Source organism: Jutongia sp. (assembly GCF_057878315.1).
In genome coordinates this window covers 14,684-35,824 of record NZ_DBLXSO010000024.1, presented here as the reverse complement: position 1 = coordinate 35,824, position 21,141 = coordinate 14,684, and the positions used below count along the sequence as shown (strand labels likewise).

Here is a 21,141-nt window from a genome sequence, read left to right as displayed (position 1 = left end):
AAGCCGCAGACCACTTGAATTCACATCAGCCTGTCTGACGGCTCCTGTCATATTTTATGCCTCCGATGTGCGCCTTGCCGAAACGATCACAAGTGTCACCGCAAAGATCACAAGCGCATATCCCAGAGATACCATGGACTGGGTCAGAATATTTTTCACAAAGGTATGCGATACTGTTTTCATAGCACCGATGCTCTCATTATTCACCACATACCAGTAGGTCGGAAATATTTTCGCCACATTCTGTACCCCGGCTCCGAAAAACTGCCTTGGAACGAAAACGCCGCCGAGGAAGCAAAGTACCAGGCTCAACACATTCACAATACCGTTGATGGCATCATCCGTTTTGGCAACCATGCCGGCGAAAAAGCCAAGGCTTAATCCAAACAGAAGCATCGTGAAAATATTCACGGCAAACCACGGCAGACGCGGATCGGTAAGAATGCTGCCACCGGATATAACGACTGCTGCCACAAGCACAAACAGATACAAGCCGCCCCCATATACAAGCACTGCTGCCGTAATCGCGGCCACTCTTTTCTTCATCGGCATAGAGCTGCATTCCGTCCGTTCCCGTACCTCCCTGCGGTTCAGCCGAAGCAGCACCAGACCGATTCCGGACACACCAACCGCAATAAACAGATATGGAACATACAGAAAGAACCGTGTACTCATATCGCCCTGTCTTTTATTGACAAAGGATGCCATATGCACCTTTGTCTCCTTCTTCTGCAGAGCTGTCAGCTTCTGTCCTGCTTCGCGCAGACTGATTCCATTCCCAGTCAGTGCGGTCATTTTCTGAAGATACATCTGCAAAGCCGCCTCAAAATATGCGGAATCAAAACAGCCCGGCACCTTCATGCAGGAAAGCTCCGGCATCTCTCCCTTGGAAAGCACCTCGTCCGTTCCCTCCGGAATGACTAATACATAGTCGAGCTTTCTCCAATACAGCGCATCTGCAATCTTATCCTGATCCATTTTCATTTCGGTCACCTGATTATGTGTCCCAAAATACTCCCTGATCTGACCGGCAAATTCTCCTTGATCCTCATCCACAACTGCGATATCCAAACTGTCCTGCTGAAAAGAGGATGCTCCGCCACCGCCGTTTACCTTCGCCATGATCAGCGATAGGGACATAAACACCGCAAAGAAAATAAAAACCGTTCCCTTGTATTTATTTAATATCAAAAAATATGCTTTAAATATTCTCATATCGCACCCTCCTGAGTTTCCACACACTGATGAGCACACTGACGATACCGATCAGAGCAAGTGTCACCATATTGATCACATAGCTGCGTCTGTCCCCATATACGGACAGACTCTTAAAGCCGTTCACGATCAATGTCCCCGGATTGATCCGGTTGATAACCGGACAATGCTCTTCAATGAGAAATGTGATATCTCCCCACTGCAGTCCGGCAAGAAAGGAGCTTATCATAAATACCGCCACGCAGACACCTTCCTTTTTCTGGACAGGTCCTTTGATAAATACAGCGATCACCTCGCCGATCGCGAGTGCCGTAAAGCTGCCGATCCATCCTCCCAGCAGAACCAGTCCCGCGTTCTGTCCGAAATCCTGGTCATATACAAAGACACAGACGCCTGTTACGATCGCCACAATGATACAGTACAAAATGTATGTTGCGATAAAATCATTCAGCACCTGACGAAGCTTCGGTGTCGGCGCAACATTTCTTCTGGCACCCACCGCCGTCAGATCTGCCTGAATATCATTGCCATTGTGCATTCCAACCATTGTGCCGATCAGACAGGTCATGGCGATCAATGCATAGAAATACTGAGCGTATGGATCCTTGTCGGTTCCTTTTAACGAAATCTCCTTGATCTGCGCCTGTGTTCCTGCCGCCAGAGCCTGCACAAGATCTGCCACCTTGTCCGGATCCTTCCTGGCGATATCCTCGATCAAGGCGGTATTCTCGCGGTACTGATCCAGAAATGTCTTGATCAGACTGCTGTAATTGTCCGAAGTTTTGGCGATAAGGGATAACTCCTCTCCTCCCTGAACGATTCCGTATATCTTTTCGTCCTGCAGCGCTTTCTCCGCCTGCTTCCTGTCTGTATATTTTTTCACACGAAACAGCGGTATTTTATTCTCCGTCTGTACCTCCTCCATCATGCTCACAAACATTTCCGGAAGATCGCTGTTTGTCAGAACACCTACCGGCACCTCCTCAAACTGCTCAAGATCATTGATCCCGCCAAACATAAAATAAAACAACATTCCGAGAATAATCGGAAATGCCAGAGACCAGAACAGAAGTGTTTTCTGACGCAGCATGGTTTTCATTCGATATCTCACATGCAACATAATACCACCTCCTAATCTCTGAGTTCCTTACCGGTTATTTCCAAAAATACATCGTTTAAGGTCGGAAGCTCAGAATGAACATTCCCAAACACGATCTCCTTATCCTTTAAAAGATCCAGAAGACGTAAAAGATTGTGCTTTCCTTTTGAGAAACGAACCTTGAGCAGTCCATTTTCAAGGCTTACATTGATCACATGCGGAAGTGCTCTGACTGCATCGGAAATCTCCTCCGAAAAATCAGACAGCTCCATCTGGATCGTCTCTCCCAGATCGATCATCGCCTTAAGCTCATCCTTCGTGCCGAGTGCAACATTTCTGCCTTTATCCATAATGGCAATTCTGGTGCAGATCTGCTCGACTTCCTCCATATAATGCGTGGTGTAAATGATCGTGGCTCCCTGTCTGTTCAGCTCCCGGATCCCCTCGAGGATCTTATTGCGGCTCTGAGGATCCACCGCAACCGTCGGCTCATCCAGAATGATCAGCTTCGGCTTATGAGCAATTCCACAGGCAATATTTAACCGGCGAAGAAGTCCTCCCGACAGCTTTTTCGGATAAAATTTCCGGTATTCCGTAAGTCCCACAAAGTCAATTGCTTCCTCCACCAGCCTTTTTCGCTCTGCCTTGTTTTTGATGTACAGACCACAGAAATAATCAATATTTTCATAAACGGTAAGCTCCTCGAATACCGCGACATTCTGCATAATGATGCCAATGTCCTTTTTGATGTCATAGCCGGTCGGCGTCATCTCCTTACCAAAGATTTCAATGTGACCTTTATCATACGTCAGCAGAGACAACAGGCAATGGATCGTTGTTGACTTGCCGCTGCCGTTCGGTCCCAGAAGTCCGAAGATCTCTCCCTCTTCAATTTCCAGATTGAAATGATCCACGGCTACCAGATCACCATATCGTTTTACCAGATTTTCTATTTTTACAACCATACAAACCTCACATTTCTGAAAAACCTGCTTACAAATTCCACAGATATTTTCTCCTGCTTTCCTGATATCAATTTCACCCGGACAAACTCCTGCCCCCGGATACAATTCTATGATACCGAAATCTCATTCACAATGATAGTGAAAAATGTAAAAAGCGCATATGACATTTGTCACATTCCGGAAATACCGGTAGATATCCCGCCGCAAATCCCGTATAATAAGCATGTTCACAGCGTATGCAGTTCAAACCGCAGAAAGAGGGAATATCCATGTGCATTTATATAGATTCTGTTTTACTGTTTATCCTTTGCAGTCTGGTCTATCCGGCGTTTAAACCGGATCCGGTACATATTACCGGTGTTTTGTTTCTGATCACAATATATTGCTTTGAGCTGTTATGTTCCTCAGACAGACAGCGCAGTTATCTGGGAATTATGGCTTTGATCCTCTGCTTTTTCTATCCGGAGATGACGATATTTCTGCCGTGGCACTGTTATGTATTTTTCCTGCATAAACAGTTTGTTCCCGCCGGACTTTATCTGCTCCCACTGATCACTTACAGTTATCGGATCTCCGGCAGACCGGTTCCGTTTCTTCTGCTGATCGCAGCCATAGGCTTTTATCTGGCATATACCAACCGGTCACGCACCCGCTTAACCGAACAGATCCATCTGCTCCGGGATAACAGTGTCGAGCAGGAGCTTTCCCTGCGGGAGGCAAACCGCAGAATACTGGAAAATCAAAACGACCAGATCTACATTGCAACCCTGCGCGAGCGAAACCGCATTGCCAGAGAAATCCATGACAACGTGGGACATATGCTGTCACGATCTATTCTGCAAACTGGAGCACTTCTCGCTGTCTGTAAGGACACATCCATCACACCTCATCTGTCCGCTTTAAAGGACACACTCAATCTTGCGATGGACAATATCCGAAGCAGTGTCCATGATCTGCGCGATGAATCCGTTGATCTGAATGCGGCATTAAATGAGCTTACCAAACAGTTTACATTCTGCCCGGTTCGGCTACAGTATGATATGTCGAGACAGATTCCCAAGAATATCAAATACTGCTTTTTGTCGATCACAAAGGAAGCCATGAACAATATTATAAAACACAGCAACGCCACTCAGGTTCAGATCACCGTCAGGGAGCATCCGTCCTTTTATCAGCTTCTGATCACCGATAACGGCAGCGTGAAAGCTCCGGAGGGTATGACAGAAACCGCCACGGACGGAATGGGACTTCAGAACATGAGGGACCGCGTGGAAGCTCTTCACGGCATTCTGCATATCAGTGATCAACAGGGATACCGCATATTTATATCGATCCCGAAATCGTAATGAACAGCTTGAATATACAGAATCCTTCTTGTCCACAGATCAAGAAGGCAGAAATAAAAACAGACAAATTTAACGAAACAGAAAACAATCACAAAATTGATATGGGAAAGGAAATCAATTATGAATATAGTTCTTATTGACGATGACCAGCTTGTCTGCATGTCATTAAAAATGATCCTCGAAGCCTCCGGTGACATTCATGTATCTGCGATCGGTCATGACGGCAGCGATGCATTGCCCCTGTATCAGCAGTACCGTCCTGATATTCTTCTGATGGATATCCGTATGCAGCACCGCAATGGGACGGACGCACTGTCGGATGTGCTTGAGCAGTTTCCGGATGCCAGAGTGCTGTTTCTTACCACCTTCTTGGATGACGAGTACATCACAAAAGCTCTGCAGCTTGGCGCAAAGGGCTACATCATCAAACAGGATTATGAAACGATCATCCCGGCACTAAACGCTGTCTATTCCGGTCAGAATGTCTATGGCAGCGAGATCATGGAGAAGCTCCCCGGGCTTATGCAGCAGGAAGCCTCCTTTAACTACAGTGCTCATGACATTTCACAAAAAGAATACGAGATCATCACTCTGGTAGCGCAGGGGCTCAGCAACAAAGAAATTGCCGCACGGCTCTTTCTCAGCGAAGGTACCATCCGCAACTATCTCAGCGGTATTCTCGAGAAGCTGCAGCTGCGCGACCGCACCCAGCTTGCCGTGTTCTTTTATCAACATTCCTGACGCACCCAAAAGGGCAAATCCAGCATTTCTCCTTGATTCTCACTATGTTACGAACATTTTCCTATACAATAAAGAACCGGAAATACAAAATATTTCCGGCTCTTTGGGTGTTCATTATTCTATTTATGAGAAAATAATATGAGGAAGCTCTTTTAAACTGCGGATCACACGATCTGCACCGGCATCCATCAATATCTTTTTGGCACGGTCAAGCTCCTTTTGCTGCTCCTGTCCGGTCAGTCCTTCAAATTCCTCCTGACTCATCCCAAGAGCGGAACTTCCCTCCAGAACGCCAACCGTATATACGCCGGCATTCTTGCCCTCTTTCATATCAGAAGCAGTGTCTCCCACCTTCATGACCTTCCGGACATCCTCTGCTTGTAAAAGCTGCATATTGCGGAAGATCATATACGGCTTCGGGCGTCCATTTCCATCCACGTCCTCCGGTGTGACCAGAAGATCCGGATGATATCCCTTTGCCGCTGCCTCCTTCTCGACTACGTCCATCATCGCATGTGTGTAGCCGGTGGTTGAGCCAATGCGGATACCGTGCTCACGCAGTTTATCCATGCATTCCAGACAGCCCTCTTTCGGATCGGTATATTCCGCCAGCCCCTCCATCAGCTTCTTTTCAAATATATCATAAATTCGCTCAATATCCGTCTCATCCGGCTCTTTGCCGTTCTGCGCAAGCCAGAGTTCATGAATACGTCTCATCGCAAGCATTGTGCGGATATGGTCCTTTTTGAGCATTCCCATCGGCTCACGGATCTCCTCCATGGTCGGTACGATACCAACCTCTTTAAATGCCTTTTCAAAAGCATATACCGGAGCGAAGCAGCCGTAATCCACGGTTGTTCCCGCCCAGTCCATAATTACTAGTTCAATGTCCATCGCTTTAACGTCCTTTCTATCGTGATTCCAGAAATTCTTTTAACAGACTGCAGAGCTTCTCGATATCCTCCGGATAAATCTCTCCGATGTTGCCGACACGGAAGGTCTCCTCCTTCGTTGTCTTTCCGGGATATAGTACATATCCTCGGTCCTTGATGTAGTCATACATTTCACGAAATGTGAAATTGCAGTTCTCCGGATAATAGAAGGTTGTGATGATCGGTCCCTGTACATCCTGTCCCAAAAACGGGATAAACCCAAGTGCGGACATTTTCTCGCGAAGCAGTACCTCATTATTGTAATAACGCTGATGACGTGCTGCAATACCGCCCTCTTCCTTCAGTTCTTCCATTGCCTTTGCAAATGCCAGCACAACATGTGTTGGTGAGGTGAAACGCCATTTGCCGTCCACATTCATCGTCTTGTACTGGTCATACAGATCCAGAGAAAGTGATCTTGCATTTCCCTCGCTCTGCTCGAGCAGATCCTTACGCAGGATCACATAGGAAAAGCCCGGCACACCCTGAATACATTTATTGGCACTGCTGATAATGCAGTCAATGCCCCATTCCTTTACAGGAATCTCCACACCGGCAAAGCTGCTCATTGCATCGACAATAAATACGGCGCCGGCATTTTTGACAACAGCTCCGATGGATGCAACATCATTTAAAATACCGCTTGTCGTTTCACTGTGCACCATAGAAACATGAGTGATCTCCTGATGCTCCTTTAAGATCTGCTCTACTGTAGTGGCATCCGGCTGCTGATCGATCGGCCACTGATGCATCTGATAATGGATACCGGCATGTCTGGCAATGTCTGCCATTCTCTCGCCATAAGAACCATTCGCAAGGACCAGAAGATGATCGTCCTTCCCGGTCAACGTCGTTATGGCAGCCTCAACACCAAAGGTTCCGCTTCCCTGCATCAGTACCGTCGTATATTCCTCCGGCGATACGCCTGCAAGCTCTAACAGACCACTTCTTATTTTCTGGGTCACCTGCTTATAATCATCATCCCATGTACAGTGATCCACCATCATTTCCTGTTTGACCGTATCCGTTGTTGTAAGCGGTCCCGGTGTTAATAACTTATATTGCATGTTACGCCTCATTTCTGAAATTTTGATTTTCTATTCTATTTTCCCTTTTTCATACTCATCTTTAGTTTTGTCCCTGTTATGGCATTACCTCATCAGATAACTGCTGATGCTTCTCATACAGCTCAAAGGTAAGCGGCTCTGAGAAGGTCTTCGGATATTTTGACTTATTCTTATTGTCAGAGGACTCTCCCTTGTAAAGAGGGTTAGGATAAGACTGCTGCAGCTCCTTACGACCGTTTTCGATAATGCACTGTGCCATCTTCATTGCCTCAGGATTGCTCTTGTCACCCTTGTCAATTACAGCAACAGACTCGGTCAGAGAAAAGTTACCCTCGGTCGGATCTACAAAATCAATCGGCTGACCGTCTTCCTTATCGGCAACTGCCTGATGTCTGAGGCCAAAGCCGATTGCAACCTCGCCGGCACGGCAGAGCTTCAGTGGGGCAGATCCGGAATCTTCGATATGATCTCCTGCATTGATATAGATCTGCTTCAGGATATTCTGTGCTTCCTTCTCGCCATACTCAGAGATCAGAGCCTGCATCAGAAGCCATGCGGTAGAAGATGACTTAACATCAGTAATGGAAAGATGTCCCTTATACTCTGCCTTCGTCAGATCCTTTAAGCAGGTTGGTGTTTTCAGCTTGAGTTCTTTCATCAGATCGGTGTTTAAAATGATCGCACCCTCCTGTGAGGTGATCGGTGCCGCGTAATCGCCGAATTTGTCAATGGTATTTACCTCAAAATCAAGCTTCTTGAACATGTTGTTCTGCTTCTGTGCGCTGTCCAGATAGAAGGTACTCATTGTCACCATATCTGCCTCGATATTTTTCCCTTCTGCCAAAAGCTTTCCGCCAAGTTCGGAGGTTCCAAAGCCCTCAAACGAATATTTTCCTTTATAACCATTGTTATCCAATGCATTCTGCATTGCGGTGATCGCCTCATCGTCTGCGTTGGAATAAATAACTACCTTTTTGTCTGCGGAATCGGAACTTCCCGATTTTGCACTGTTTCCACATCCTGTCATCGCTGTGGCAGCAAGCATCACTGCCAGTCCCATACTCATAATTCTTCTTTTTAACATAATGTCTCCTTCTTTTGGAATAATTTTTGCGTAACACGCATTGGTTTATATTTAGCAAGCCCTGCAAACAGAGCTTTGGCTATCAGATTGGTGAAAAAGATCAGCAGTGATAACACGAATACCTCATTAAATTTGTTGAGATACTGGAGCTGCTTGATCTTCGTGGTAAGCACCATAGTTCTGGAACCAACCAGAAAGATAATGGCACTGACGGTAACGCAGGAGTTGGTGAAATAATATCCAAAAACACTCCACAGACTTTCCTTTACATTTGGCGTCACGATCCGGATGATCGTTTTAATCCAGGAATCTCCCATCAGACCGGCTGTTGTCTCCCAGCTTTCATTCAGTTTGGACAACGAATTTTTCATCATAAGATAAGGCGATGAAAAATAGTGGATCACATTACAGATGATGAGCAGTCCCATCGTATTCTGCAGACTGGTGCCGGAGAACACAAACATATATGCCACGCCGAGAACCATACCCGGTATCGTGTTCGTGACCATGGCGATCCCTTCCACAACACCCTTGCACCACTTCGGCATCCGGCTTCTTGCAGTCACAAGTGCTGCGCCATAAGCTGCCAGCGTACCGGCTGCCGCCGATAAAACTGCCATTGCCAGTGTATTTCCATAAATGCTTAACAGATCACTGTCCGTAAAAACAGACACGAAATGTTCCATGGAAAAGGATATTTTATTTGGCCAGTCTGTGACAAACGGTGCCACAAAGATGACAACGAAAATGCACAGCATCAAAACAAGTGCAATGACAGACAAAATTGACCACACAACATCTCGGACCACGTTTTGGGACAGTTCTGCGTCGCTGATCTTTTTATAACGGATATTAAACCGCTCCAGATACTGTAAAAGACAGATACTCACAATCGACGGAAGCAGCATGATCATCGCTACTGCGGCTCCCTTTCCGAAATTCGGAATGCCTCCGAGCATCTGGTCATATAGCACACTTGCAACAACCTCAAACCGGCCGCCTACGGATGCCGGAATACCAAAATCCGTGAAGCTTAAGAAAAATGCCTGAATAAATGCGCCGCAGAGTGTTCCGAGAAGCGGACGCACAATGGCGATCCAGAAGGTTGCATGTGCTTTATCTCCCATAACCTTTGATACGATCATGACCTTTTTGTCTATGTACTGCATCGTATTGCTGACTAACAGAAATGCTACCGGTATCGTATACACACTGTAGCCCACAAGCAGACCAAAGATTCCGTAAAGTTCAAACGGGAGTGTATGTCCTAAGGTTTTCGTAATCAATCCCTGATGACCAAACGAGTAAATAATTGCGAAACCATATGTGATCGTTGGAAGAAACATCGGCAGCATCGCCGCCAGACGTATGATATTTTTGAAGCGTTTCGGCAAATTTGTATAATAGCAGGTATAAGCAAGAATGAATGCGACAATCGTTGCAAGCCCTGCGGCAAGCGCTGCGATCAGAAAACTGTTGCCAAGTGCCTGTCCAAATTTCTTCTGCTGAAACACGCTCTGATAAACAGAAAGTGTGACCCCTCCGTCCTCTCCCGAGAAGGAGCGGCACAGTAAACGAATGACCGGCAGTCCCAAAAACAGAACAAAGAAAACGGTCAGAATCATAAATATTACTTTAATGCCAATTGAATTTTTTCTCACTTTTACACCGCTTTCCCTGCTTCTAACGGTACATTTCCAAATAATGTCAGAATATTATCCCGCTTGATGATTAACTGATTTAATATGAAATGCTCCACAAATTCATTCTCCGGCGCATTCACAATGCCAAGAGGTGTATCGTACTGTGAGATCTTTCCTTTCTCAATGATCAGCACCCGGTCGGATAAGGTCAACGCCTCCTCCGGATCATGGGTAACAATGATCGTCGTCAGATGAAACTGTCTTGAGATTGTTTTGATCTTGCTCTTGATCGACTCCTTGATCACACCATCCAGTGCGGAAAGCGGCTCGTCAAGCAAGAGGATCTTCGGCTTCATGACCATGGTTCTCGCCAGTGCCACTCGCTGTTTCTGTCCGCCTGACAGCTGGTCGATTCCTTTCTTTAAATGTGGTCTGAGTTCTAACAGATCGATCATCGCATCAACCTCCTCCATCTTGGAAATATTCGGTTTGTTGCGAAGTCCGTATACAATATTCTGATATACATTCAGATTTGGAAACAATGCATAATCCTGAAATACAATATTAAACTCTCGTTTTTCCATGGGAATCTCTGTTATGTCTTTTCCCTGATATATGATCTGTCCCTGATCTGCCTTTGTAATACCAAGGATCAGATTTAATAATGTTGTCTTTCCACAGCCTGACGGTCCGAGGATCGAAACGATCTCGCCATCCTCCACCTCCAGTGACAGGTCGTTAAGTACATTGACGCCGTCAAAGGATTTGCTGATATGTTCTAATTTAAGCATTTCTGTCTTCCTTTCTGTTTTACCCTCTCACTCACTGAAATTCATTATAAAAACGCTATGTAAAATCCACTACCGCCCTCAAGTAAATGAAACGTAAATTGATTGTAAATTCATTTTCGCCACTACAACCATGATTTTATTCTTCCTAAGACTTCCCATACTAAGGATGGTAATTCGCCCATAATATTTCTTTTGTCCGGTTATTTAGCATAGGTGGGCTCAGCTGTTTCGGACGGCACTTGCTATTTCTTCCGATATTTTTTATACTGGTTATTAAGACTTTATATTTCAACAGAAACTGCTGTTGTTCCCCTGGAACCGATTGCAGCAGCTTCTCAAAAATGAATGGAGGTTTCTATGAAACTCGAAGTGAAAAATATTACCAAATCCTTTGGTGAGACAAATGTCCTGAAGGGCATTTCCTTCTCCGTGGAAAGCGGTAAGGCACTCGGTCTGCTTGGCCGCAACGGTGCCGGCAAGACTACAACGATCCGTATCCTGATGGATGTGTTCCATGCGAACAGCGGAGAGATCACACTGGACGGTAAACCGTTTGATCCCCGCAAGGTTCAGATCGGATATCTCCCGGAGGAAAGAGGCTTATACCAAAAACGAAAGATTCTGGAACAGATGGTTTATCTCGCCATGCTGCGCGGCATCAGCCGCAAAAGCGCTGTTATAAACGCCAGACACTGGCTTGAGCGATTAGAGGTTCTTCCATATGAAAATAAACTGTTAGAAACTTTATCCAAAGGAAATCAGCAGAAGGTACAGCTTGCCTCCACACTGGTCTGCGATCCGGAGATCGTGATCTTAGATGAGCCCTTCAGCGGTCTTGATCCTGTCAACTCCCAGATTCTGCAGGATGTTGTGCAGGAGCTGATCCGCGACGGCAAGATCGTCATTTTCTCCAGCCACCAGATGAGCTATGTCGAGGAATTTTGTGAAGATATCGTTATCATCAATCATGGAGAGATCGTTCTGTCCGGCCACCTCGATACGATCAAGCGTGACTTTGGCAAGGATCAGCTTGTTCTGAGCGCTGTCGATATGCCTCCGGAGGATTTTGCTGACCTGCTTCGCACAAAGCTTGCAAACAGTGTCCATATAACGGGACAGACCAAAGAGGATGTCATCGTCCGCTTAAATGAGGGCGTATCCCGCCAGACACTTTTACGCGAACTGTCTGAGCTTTCCGACTGCACCATTGAGCATTTTGAGACATACAAACCATCATTAAATGACATCTTTGTAGCGAAAGCCGGAGAATGAGGGGAATGCGTGAGATCTGCTCCTTAAGGCTTTATGCCGGAACATGGGAATAACACGAACGCACAGGATTATATTACATAAGGCTTTATGCCGGAAATGAGGATTCTATGAAACGTTTTTTTACGATATATGGGTTTGAACTAAAAAGCTACATTAACAACAAATCCTTTACCATAACCACACTTTTACTGATCGTTCTTTTATGCGCCGGAACCTTTCTGCCACGCTTTATCGATATGTCTGACATGCTCGGTCTTGATAAGCCGACTAACGGAAGCGCCGCAAGTGACGATACATCCGACAACAGCGATGCCTCCTCTGACAGCTCTGACGAAGCGGACAGCACCATCGGTCTGGTGGATGAAACCGGTATTTTTAAGGACCTGTCCATTTTAAAGCAGGCATTTTCCGATACGGAGATTGTCACAATGAAAAGTGAAAAAGAGCTGAAAAAGGCAGTCAAATCCGAAAAAATCTCTGCCGGCTTTGATGTGAAAGACGATCTGAATTATGAATATTATGTTCTGAACCGGAACATGTACGATGAGAATCAGGCGATCTTCGAGAGCTTTCTTTCTCAGGTTCATCAGCAGATCTACTGTGAACAAAACGATCTGGATTACGCTTCCTTCTCTGCAGGCTATGATGCTCCGGTCAACTGCACGGAGCGTATTCTCGGCAAGGATGCCGGTGATAATTACTGGTACTGTTACGCTCTCGTTGTTGTTATCTTCATGATGATCATTTTATACGGTGTTATGGTTGCCACCTCTGTTACCGTCGAGAAAAGCAACCGCTCCATCGAGGTGCTTGTCACAAGTGTCGATGCCAAATACCTTCTGTTTGGCAAGGTATTTGCCGGTGCCACGGCAGCCATCGTACAGCTCGGCTCTGTCCTTCTGGCTGCTCTGGCAGGCTACAGCGTCAACCACACCTACTGGGGCGATAAGCTGGATATGCTGCTCAAGATACCGGGCAGCGTGCTCACCGGCTTTGCTATCTTTGGCATCGGCGGTTTCCTGTTCTATGCATTCCTGTACGGAGCCATGGGCGCACTTGTCTCCAAAACAGAGGATATCAACAAATCTGCCGGCACATTGCAGATGCTGATCATGATCGTTTACTTTATTGTTATGTTCCAGCTTCCGACACCGGACAGCACGATCATGAAAATCTGCTCCTTCCTTCCATTTTCTTCCTACTCCGCCATGTTTGTGCGGATCGGCATGGGAAGTGTCGCCACATCAGAGATTGTAATCTCCGCCGTGATCCTTTTCGCATCCACGATCGCTGCGGGATGGCTCGCTGCCAAGATCTACCGTATGGGTACCCTTCGCTACGGTAATCCTATCAAGCTTTCCACCGCACTGAAAAATCTAAAGAACAACTAGAAGAAATTATCTCTTACGAATAACAAAAGCAACGCTGACGGACTGATTGTCAATTGCGTTGCTTTTTGTTTTATAAATTATATACCATAATACGGATGTATCAACTCCTGTTTTCTTTGGCTTTACGCTTGTTCGAATACATCAATGTATCTGCCTTACCGATCATCTGCTCCACATCCAGCTCATCCGTTCTCTCTTCGGCAACCACACCGATGCTGGCTGTGATCGGATACGGCTTCTGCGAAACACCCTCCGTTTCATCGATGCATTGCTGCAGTCTGCAGCCAAGATCTTCCTCCGTCAGCTCTGTGATATCATCTGCAAAGATAATACAGTCAAACTCGTCTCCGCCAAACCGGGCACAGACAGCCTCATCCCCGCAGATTTCGCGTACGGCATGTGCCAGAGTACAGATCGCAAAGTCTCCCTCGATATGTCCATAATTATCATTGATATACTTGAGCCGGTTCATATCCACAGAGACAAGCACAGCATATTTGCGCGATGTCTCTGCCGCCATTCTGGCAAAATACTTATAAAAGCCCCGGCGGTTGTAAAGCTCTGTCATGGCATCTAACTCTGACAGACTGGCAAGCTCCTTATTCGCCTGCATCAGATTATGCTTTAATATATTTAACTGCTGGTTCTGTAATACAAGATTGATCGTGTTCGACAAAAACATACTGAACTCGTCACAGCGCTGCATATCTCTCTGATCAATATCTTTAAAGCCGTCCACGGTATAACCATAGATCGTCTTACCGGCATTTAGCAGACGTACAAGCATGATCTCCCACCGGTCATCCGGCATGCTGATCGACACGTACCAGTCCTTCACCGCAAAGCTTTCCCCGGAAGAAAAATACCGGCCACCCCCGCCACAAAGCAGAGAAACCATCGCTTCCTGCACATCCTTTCCGGTACTCCCGCGAAATAGCTCCTGCTTCACCGCCGCATAGCGGAAATACTGCTTCGGAATATATTCTATCTTCGGAAGAATCAGTGCCAGCTCCTCCATGGATTGTAACAGTAAAGCACCGGTCACCATCTCATTCATTGCATGCGTATGCCATGCGCAGTCTCCCAGAGAGGATGCCAGTCTGCGAATGATCTCATTCCGGTTCTCGTTATCCTTGGGCTGACAGCCGCAGGATTGATTCTTCTCTGCCACATAATTAATGGTAAACGCTTCCGGCCGCACCTGACCGCTCTCCCGCCATTCCAGCACCTTATCCAGAATAAACCATGCCGTCGCATCGTAATCCGGTACACAGGTCGATAATGTCGGCAGATAATACTTACCATCATTGATACCGTCGAATCCTGTCACGATCACATCCTCCGGAACCCGGTAGCCTGCCTTTTCAAGCACATTGCACGCCACAAGTGCCATCGAATCATTCGCGCAGATGATTGCCTCCGGCATCGGAAGCTCCGATTGCAGGAAACGCTCCATCTCCTGCTGTGCCGGTGTCTCCCAGAACTGACCATATCCGATCCGCTCTTCCTCCACAGGGATACCATTCTCCTGTAATACCTTTTTAAAGACCTGCAATCTGGCATCGGATAATTCGTTGTCCTCAAAGCCTGCCAGCATATTAACACGTCTGACACCATGCTCCTCGATCACATGGCGTACCATCTGCTCAAACCCGGAATTATAATTGTGGCAGATCAAATAACAGCCCTCTGCCTCCCGATCCATGCAAAAGCACGGAATACTATGCCTTGCAGCGATCCCCGCTATACAGTCGATCATATCTCGGTTCTTGATTGTCTCTCCCAGTATCACATAGGCTTCCAGAGGCAGATATGCCGCAAGTCCGCAAAATTCCAGCTCTGCCGATGTCATTTTCAGATTTCTCTCAACGCAGGTATCCAGCGAAAAAATGACCAGCTTATACCCCTGCTTCTTTCCGATGCGATGCAGCGCATGAATAAAATTCAGATTGTTTTCCTCGAACGCTCTGGCCACAAAGATCCCGATCAGTTTTTCCTTTTGTTCCATATCGTCCCCTCACTATACAATAATTCTCCGTACACTCTGTTCAATAACAGATATAATCAATTGGATTATACCATATTCATTTGTTAAAATCAAAAAGGTTTCTGCCGCATTTCTGTGGCAGAAACCTTTGCTAAATACATGACCTCTGATTATTTGACGGTATATTTCTTTGCAATGCCCATTCCTTTTTTATTGCGCGCCTTAACCGTTACCTTATTGCCGGAATAAAGCTTACTCTTAAGCTTCACGATATAATTACCCTCGAAATCAATGGATGCGGTATATTTCTTTTTGTTGACAATGACAAATACCCTCGTCCTCGTGTTATCAACGGTAACGCCGTCCTTCTCACTGCCATCGCCCACGACATCCACATGACCTGTGATCTTCTTTGCTCCGGCTTTGATCTTATCTGTCTTCGGTGTATCCGGTACGACCTCTGTTTTCTTTGTCTTTAATACCGGACTGTTACCCTTGCTGTTTGTCACATATGCATTGACCTTGACACCGGAATTGGTTTTCTTGATCTTCTTCTGGTAGCGGTACATCTTCTTGGAAGAAATGTATTTCTTCGTCTTGATCGTGTAGGTCTTCTTGCCTACCGTGATCGTCGCACTCTTACATTTCTCCTCGGAAAATACCTTGACCATCGTAGACTTGTTAGATACCGTCTGCATGGTCGGCTTTGCAGGAACTGTCTGCTTTACAACACGCTTCGTTCCCATGCTGACTCTGTTTGCCACATCGATCGTACGCATCTTGAACTCTGTCTTTGCCGTAAGCAGATACGGAAGCTGGAAATTATAGCTTCCATCACCGGCAATGTTCATATTCAGCTTCTCAACTTTATAATCCTTGTTGTAAATATCTGACTGCTTATAAAGCTCCTCCGTTCCGTCGTCCTGCATAAATACCGTTTTCTTACTCTCCAGAATAAATACCGGATATACATTCTTATCATTAAGCTCACCGGAAACCGTGCGAACCGCTGTTGTCATTTTATCCATAACCGGTTTATTCGGACCGGTTCTCTTTACCGTAACAACCGTTCTTGCACTGCAGCGTCCCTCATCATCCTTGACGTAGACAAATACCTTCTTACCGGCATTCTGCGGTGGCAGAGCATACTTAAATGCGCCACTGTCCGGTACGGTTGTCTTGTAGACGGTGGAATCCTCCAACTCAAAATAGATTGTTGTGACCGGCTCGGCTGTACCTGTGATATAAACCTTACGATTTGTATAAGTGTCTACCTTTGGTGCTTCCAGAACACCCTCATTGATATTATTGATCCGGATATAACGGATCGTTGTATTGCCGTTGCCATCGACAGCACGAACCGAATAAATGCTGTTCTTATCACAGGAAATATACCCGTTTTCAACAGCCTTTGCGCTGTTCCATGCGATAGAGGCATCGTTGTATTTGCCCTGCAGATAGGTCAGGGACGCAATACCGGAGCGGTCTGTTGCCTGAACGGCAACGCGGACCGGATGATTTGTCTCTATCTCATTTAATGCTGCCAGGTTCAGATCCGGACCGGAGGTATCCTGTGTGCTCTTCTTCGACAGCTCCGCTCTGTAATAGTCAAAATCCTCCGACGAATCGAGCTTCTCCTTGATCCATGATCTCTGCCCGATCAGATCACTCGCACCGGAACCGGTCTTTAATACATAATTATATTGGCCGGAATACTTCACATCCCAGTTGTTATCCTCAAGATTACCCAGTGTACCGCACTCGGACTGCTTCTGCATATACTTCTTAAAGTAAGCTCTTGTATCTGCGGCACTGAGCTTGGTCATTGCCTGTGTCGTAAACAGCTCCGGCACCTTTGTCGAATCGAGACGGTTGACGATCAGAAGAAACTCATCCGTATCCTTTACCGGCAGCCCGTTTCTTGTAATGTTCGTAACACGTCTGGTATCATTGACCTTCTTGCCATCGTAGTTATAACGCGGTGCCACTTTCGTATCGATCGTATATTCCACACCGTCCATCACATAGAAACGGCTCAGATCTGTCAGATACAGCTCCTGCAGCGAATACTGCAACGGCTTGCTTCCTTTGTAATTGATAATGCCGGCTAACAGGTCACTCGTCTGGGAAATCCCCTTATTGGCAGACTGTGTCAGAACAGAATCCTGTGGCTGCCCGGATGGATCTGCTACCGAAGTCGCCGACGGTGTCGCTGTTGCTGCCGGCGAAGGTGACGGGCTTGAAATTGCAGAACCGGTCGTGATAACGTTGCTCCCCGCTGTTTCGTAAGCACTCGCTGCCCACTCCAGCCATTCCTTAAGCTGTGCCCCTGTCACCTTGTAACGCCAGAGCTGAATCCTGTAGTTCATCAGCTGATAAAGATCCGCACTGGTAAAATTGTCCTTAATATCATAATAATCCAGTCCACTGCCCGCACCGTATCTTGAATAACGTGATGCGGCAACAACCGGAAGTCCCTTGCATTCTGTATTGTCATTGTTCTGATATTCCAGGCCATAAGAGATCGCCATATCATTGAGAAGCTGGATCGGACTGCTGTCCTCAACCGTGCCAAAGTAGTTCTGCCATCTTGCGGAAGATTTCAGCTCAGCCAGGATCTCTGTGCTGTCTGCCCCGAAAACGGCGCCCCACTTGTCCATGTATGCTGCGATCGTCTGATTGATCCCCGTATTGATCTGTGTCTTTTTGATCTGTGACTTTCTGGTCACGATTCTCTTGCCGGCTGATACGCCGAGATCGATCACTCCGATACCCTGACCGCTGTTTGCGACCATAACAAGGTTCTTGCCGTTGACCAGACCTGTCTTCGTATCCACCCCCGGATAAGTATCATAATGTGTTGTGCCATCCGCACAGAAATTGGAATGCTTATGACCACACAGCACCGCATCCACACCATCGATCTGTGTCAGTGCATATCCGACATTCTCATCCATCAGTGCCGGCTGCTCACTTCCCACGCCGGAATGCGCCAGTACCACAACGATATCTGCTCCGGCATCCTTTAAGATCTTGGTCTCCTTCTTTACATTGGCAACCATATCCTCTCCATTTAACACACCGGTATAGTCACAACGCTTCTTGGAAAGTATCGGGATCGACTCCCCGATCACTCCGACCTTGACTGTCACACTGGCTCCTGCCTTTGTCTTTAATGTCTTTTCAATGATCTTATTCTCATTGAAAACATGCTTTCCGGTCACGGCATCTGTAATATTAGAGGCGATGACCTTGTCCTTAAGACCACTTGTCTCATACTGCTTCTGTATGTATGGCAGTGTGTACTCATAGTCATGATTGCCGAGAATGATCGCATCATAGTTTAACGATGCCATTGCCTTGTAGATCGGCTGTGTCTCTGACTGATCATGCTCATAAATATAATCTGTCGTGTAGTCATACATGACATCTCCCAGATCAAATAAGAGCGTGTTGCCATCCGGCACCTCACTCTTCGCTTGGTTAATTAATGTTGCCGCCTTGGAAAGACCTCCCTTCGGAAACAGTGTTCCCTTGGAATAGTCCACATCGACAACCTGTCCGTGCAGATCGGTCGTAAACATAATACGAAGGTCTGCCGTATCCCCCTCGGCAGAAGCCTTGTTGACCGGTGCTGCACTAAACAGCTGTACCGAAAGCATTGCGACAGCCATGACGACTGCCATGATCCTTGTCTTGGTGTTCCCTCTTCTGTGTTCTGATTTTCCCCTTAGCTGCATATCGCGTTCTTTCCCCCTTTTGCGATGTAATAATATTGGGATCAAAATGTCTTTGTCCCCTAAAAATGATGTCACGGATTGCTCCACCGCCATGCAATTTCCGCAATCCGGCAGTCATATTTTAGCATTAGTTTATTTCCATTTTATGTCAAATTTCTGTCAATTTTCTTATATTTATGATGTTGGATGCAAAAGACTTTTTGCCCTTTGCATCATATTTGCTATCCCTGCTGAATCGCCTGCATCAGTGCCGGGATCAGCTGCTTTTTACGGGATACGGTATTCTTCAGAATGATCGCATCCTCATCCCCGGAAAGATGAAATGCCTTTCTGGCAAGCTCCTGGGCTCCGTTGCCGGCACACAAGAGCTCGGTCGTTCCCTGCGGAATATTGGTCAGCATAAAGAACAGCATCGGAATCGCATGCGAAGTGAGTGCCTTCTCCATATACGGAATCAGTCGCGCCCTCACATCGTCCAGATCCTTCTGCGTCATGGAGTTGATCTGTCCTACTCCGAAGGAAACCTCGTCCACCACGAATTTCTTGAAATCCTGATAGAATATCTCCTCCGGCGTGCGCGATGACAAATTGCTGCCTGCCGCAAACATTTCCTCGGCATATTTCTCCGGATCGATCCCTGCAATCTCCGCGAGTGCGTAGGCTGCCTTCTTGTCCGTCTCCGTGCAGGTCGGCGAACGAAGGATCAATGTGTCCGATAAGATTGCCGAGCAGAGGAGACCTGCGATCTGCTTGTCGATCGTAGCATTCTGCTCCCGATAAAGCTGATAAACGATCGTCGCCGTACAGCCGAGCGGCTGGTTACGGAAATATACCGGATTCATCGTCTCCAGCCCACCGATACGGTGATGATCGATGATCTCCAGCACCTCTGCTTCATCCAGACCGTCCACTGCCTGGGCAATCTCGTTATGATCCACAAGCACAAGCTGTTTCTTGCGGGCACCCAACAGGCTTCGTCTGGAGATCATGCCATAATATCTGCCATTCAGATCCATGATCGGAAAATCACGGTATCTCTTCTGTGCCATTGTCTCTCGGATATCATCAATGTAATCGTTGCGCCGGAATGTGATCAGATCCTTTGCCTTCATAAAATAACGGATCGGCATACTCTGATTGACCAGACGCGTTGCGGTATAAGTATCATACGGTGTCTTAATAATGAAGCAGCCCTTGCTCTCTGCCAGCTTCTTGATCGTAAAGGATACGAGCGCACCATCGCAGACAATAATACATTTGGCATCCATTTCGATCGCACAAAGCTGTGATTCGTAGCGGTTACCCAGTATCACAATATCGTCCTTCTCGATATAATTTTCCATCAGATCCGGATTTGCTGCGGCGATCAGACATTTACCGGAGGAAATGATCTCATCCGGATCCCCCGCGATCATCTCGCCCTCCAGAGTCTCGATCAGATTACGAAACGGCGTCTGTGCCTTTGCGATAACGCGGCTGTCATACACATCCATGTAGGATTTCGCGATATCCTCGATCGTAATCAGACCTTCAAGCATGCCGTCCTGCTGTACGACCGGCAGCGTCGCCAGTGTACCTTCCTTCATGATCTCCCATGCCTTTTTCAGGGAAATATCGCTGCCAACTCCCGGCACCTGTACCACATCAATATCAAAAACCTGTGTCCGGACATCACTTAAATAGTCCGGCTCCGGCACATGAAACTTCTGCAGCACAAAGCGCGTCTCTGCGTTGATCTGCCCTGCTCTCTTTGCAATATAAGACCGACCTGTCACCTGCCGCTTCAGATCGGCATATGCGATCGCCGAGCAGACGGAATCCGTATCCGGATTAATATGACCGATTACATGTATTTCTTCTCCTGCCAT

The 21,141-nt window shown here is 46.7% G+C and carries 15 protein-coding genes; 4 read left to right on the top strand and 11 right to left on the bottom strand.

All coding sequences use genetic code 11. From position 1 onward, the window contains the following. Window positions 1–54 precede the first annotated feature (54 nt). The 3 genes from ACZLMD_RS07430 to ACZLMD_RS07420 are packed head-to-tail and all read right to left on the bottom strand — an operon-like array spanning window position 55 to window position 3,279. Entirely contained in the window at window positions 55–1,215 is a 1,161-nt protein-coding gene (locus ACZLMD_RS07430; protein ID WP_484109083.1) for an ABC transporter permease, read from the bottom strand. Then, on the bottom strand, window positions 1,202–2,335 hold the full coding sequence (locus ACZLMD_RS07425; RefSeq protein WP_022305731.1) for an ABC transporter permease: 1,134 nt from the start codon (window positions 2,333–2,335) through the stop codon (window positions 1,202–1,204). The genes ACZLMD_RS07430 and ACZLMD_RS07425 overlap by 14 nt, the downstream gene beginning before the upstream one ends. An 11-nt stretch (window positions 2,336–2,346) precedes the next feature. Continuing rightward, complete coding sequence (locus tag ACZLMD_RS07420) at window positions 2,347–3,279, bottom strand: ABC transporter ATP-binding protein (protein ID WP_489495466.1); 933 nt, start codon at window positions 3,277–3,279, stop codon at window positions 2,347–2,349. A 269-nt stretch (window positions 3,280–3,548) separates the two neighbouring features. Between ACZLMD_RS07420 and ACZLMD_RS07415 the strand changes: the two genes are divergently transcribed. Both ACZLMD_RS07415 and ACZLMD_RS07410 read left to right on the top strand, forming a co-directional pair. Further along, window positions 3,549–4,625: a sensor histidine kinase gene (locus ACZLMD_RS07415; protein WP_489495464.1), complete on the top strand. Its 1,077-nt coding sequence runs from the start codon at window positions 3,549–3,551 to the stop codon at window positions 4,623–4,625. Between the two features lie 120 nt (window positions 4,626–4,745). Continuing rightward, window positions 4,746–5,366 carry a response regulator transcription factor gene (locus tag ACZLMD_RS07410; protein WP_489495463.1) on the top strand — a complete coding sequence of 207 codons (621 nt, stop codon included), beginning with the start codon at window positions 4,746–4,748 and terminating at the stop codon, window positions 5,364–5,366. 123 nt (window positions 5,367–5,489) lie between these two features. On the opposite strand, the gene phnX is transcribed toward ACZLMD_RS07410, so the two are convergent. The 5 genes from phnX to ACZLMD_RS07385 form a co-directional block, all read right to left on the bottom strand. Next, entirely contained in the window at window positions 5,490–6,260 is a 771-nt protein-coding gene (gene phnX / locus ACZLMD_RS07405; RefSeq protein WP_489495462.1) for a phosphonoacetaldehyde hydrolase, read from the bottom strand. Window positions 6,261–6,276: 16 nt separating this feature from the next. Then, window positions 6,277–7,365 (bottom strand): 2-aminoethylphosphonate--pyruvate transaminase, encoded by a 1,089-nt coding sequence (locus tag ACZLMD_RS07400; RefSeq protein ID WP_489495461.1) that lies wholly within the window; start codon window positions 7,363–7,365, stop codon window positions 6,277–6,279. Between the two features lie 76 nt (window positions 7,366–7,441). Next, entirely contained in the window at window positions 7,442–8,449 is a 1,008-nt protein-coding gene (locus tag ACZLMD_RS07395) for an extracellular solute-binding protein (RefSeq protein WP_486818174.1), read from the bottom strand. Next, on the bottom strand, window positions 8,443–10,110 hold the full coding sequence (locus tag ACZLMD_RS07390; protein ID WP_243100506.1) for an ABC transporter permease: 1,668 nt from the start codon (window positions 10,108–10,110) through the stop codon (window positions 8,443–8,445). Before ACZLMD_RS07390 ends, ACZLMD_RS07395 begins: the two co-directional genes overlap by 7 nt. Window positions 10,111–10,112: 2 nt before the next feature. After that, the gene (locus ACZLMD_RS07385) at window positions 10,113–10,883 is read right to left on the bottom strand and encodes an ABC transporter ATP-binding protein (protein WP_484107644.1); all 771 of its coding nucleotides are present in this window, start codon (window positions 10,881–10,883) and stop codon (window positions 10,113–10,115) included. 357 nt (window positions 10,884–11,240) lie between these two features. On the opposite strand from ACZLMD_RS07385, the gene ACZLMD_RS07380 reads away from it, so the two are divergent. Both ACZLMD_RS07380 and ACZLMD_RS07375 read left to right on the top strand, forming a co-directional pair. Beyond that, window positions 11,241–12,155: an ABC transporter ATP-binding protein gene (locus ACZLMD_RS07380; RefSeq protein ID WP_489495460.1), complete on the top strand. Its 915-nt coding sequence runs from the start codon at window positions 11,241–11,243 to the stop codon at window positions 12,153–12,155. Between the two features lie 107 nt (window positions 12,156–12,262). Then, entirely contained in the window at window positions 12,263–13,546 is a 1,284-nt protein-coding gene (locus tag ACZLMD_RS07375) for an ABC transporter permease (RefSeq protein WP_489495458.1), read from the top strand. Between the two features lie 100 nt (window positions 13,547–13,646). Here ACZLMD_RS07375 and ACZLMD_RS07370 read toward each other — a convergent pair whose 3' ends face one another. The 3 genes from ACZLMD_RS07370 to ACZLMD_RS07360 all read right to left on the bottom strand — a co-directional run bounded on the left by ACZLMD_RS07370 (window position 13,647) and on the right by ACZLMD_RS07360 (window position 21,141). Further along, a complete protein-coding gene (locus ACZLMD_RS07370) occupies window positions 13,647–15,554 on the bottom strand; it encodes a substrate-binding and GGDEF domain-containing protein (RefSeq protein WP_489495457.1) in 1,908 nt (635 codons plus the stop codon). Window positions 15,555–15,703: 149 nt separating this feature from the next. Next, window positions 15,704–19,273: a metallophosphoesterase gene (locus ACZLMD_RS07365; RefSeq protein ID WP_484107645.1), complete on the bottom strand. Its 3,570-nt coding sequence runs from the start codon at window positions 19,271–19,273 to the stop codon at window positions 15,704–15,706. A gap of 221 nt (window positions 19,274–19,494) precedes the next feature. Beyond that, window positions 19,495–21,141 (bottom strand): putative manganese-dependent inorganic diphosphatase, encoded by a 1,647-nt coding sequence (locus ACZLMD_RS07360; RefSeq protein ID WP_118559204.1) that lies wholly within the window; start codon window positions 21,139–21,141, stop codon window positions 19,495–19,497.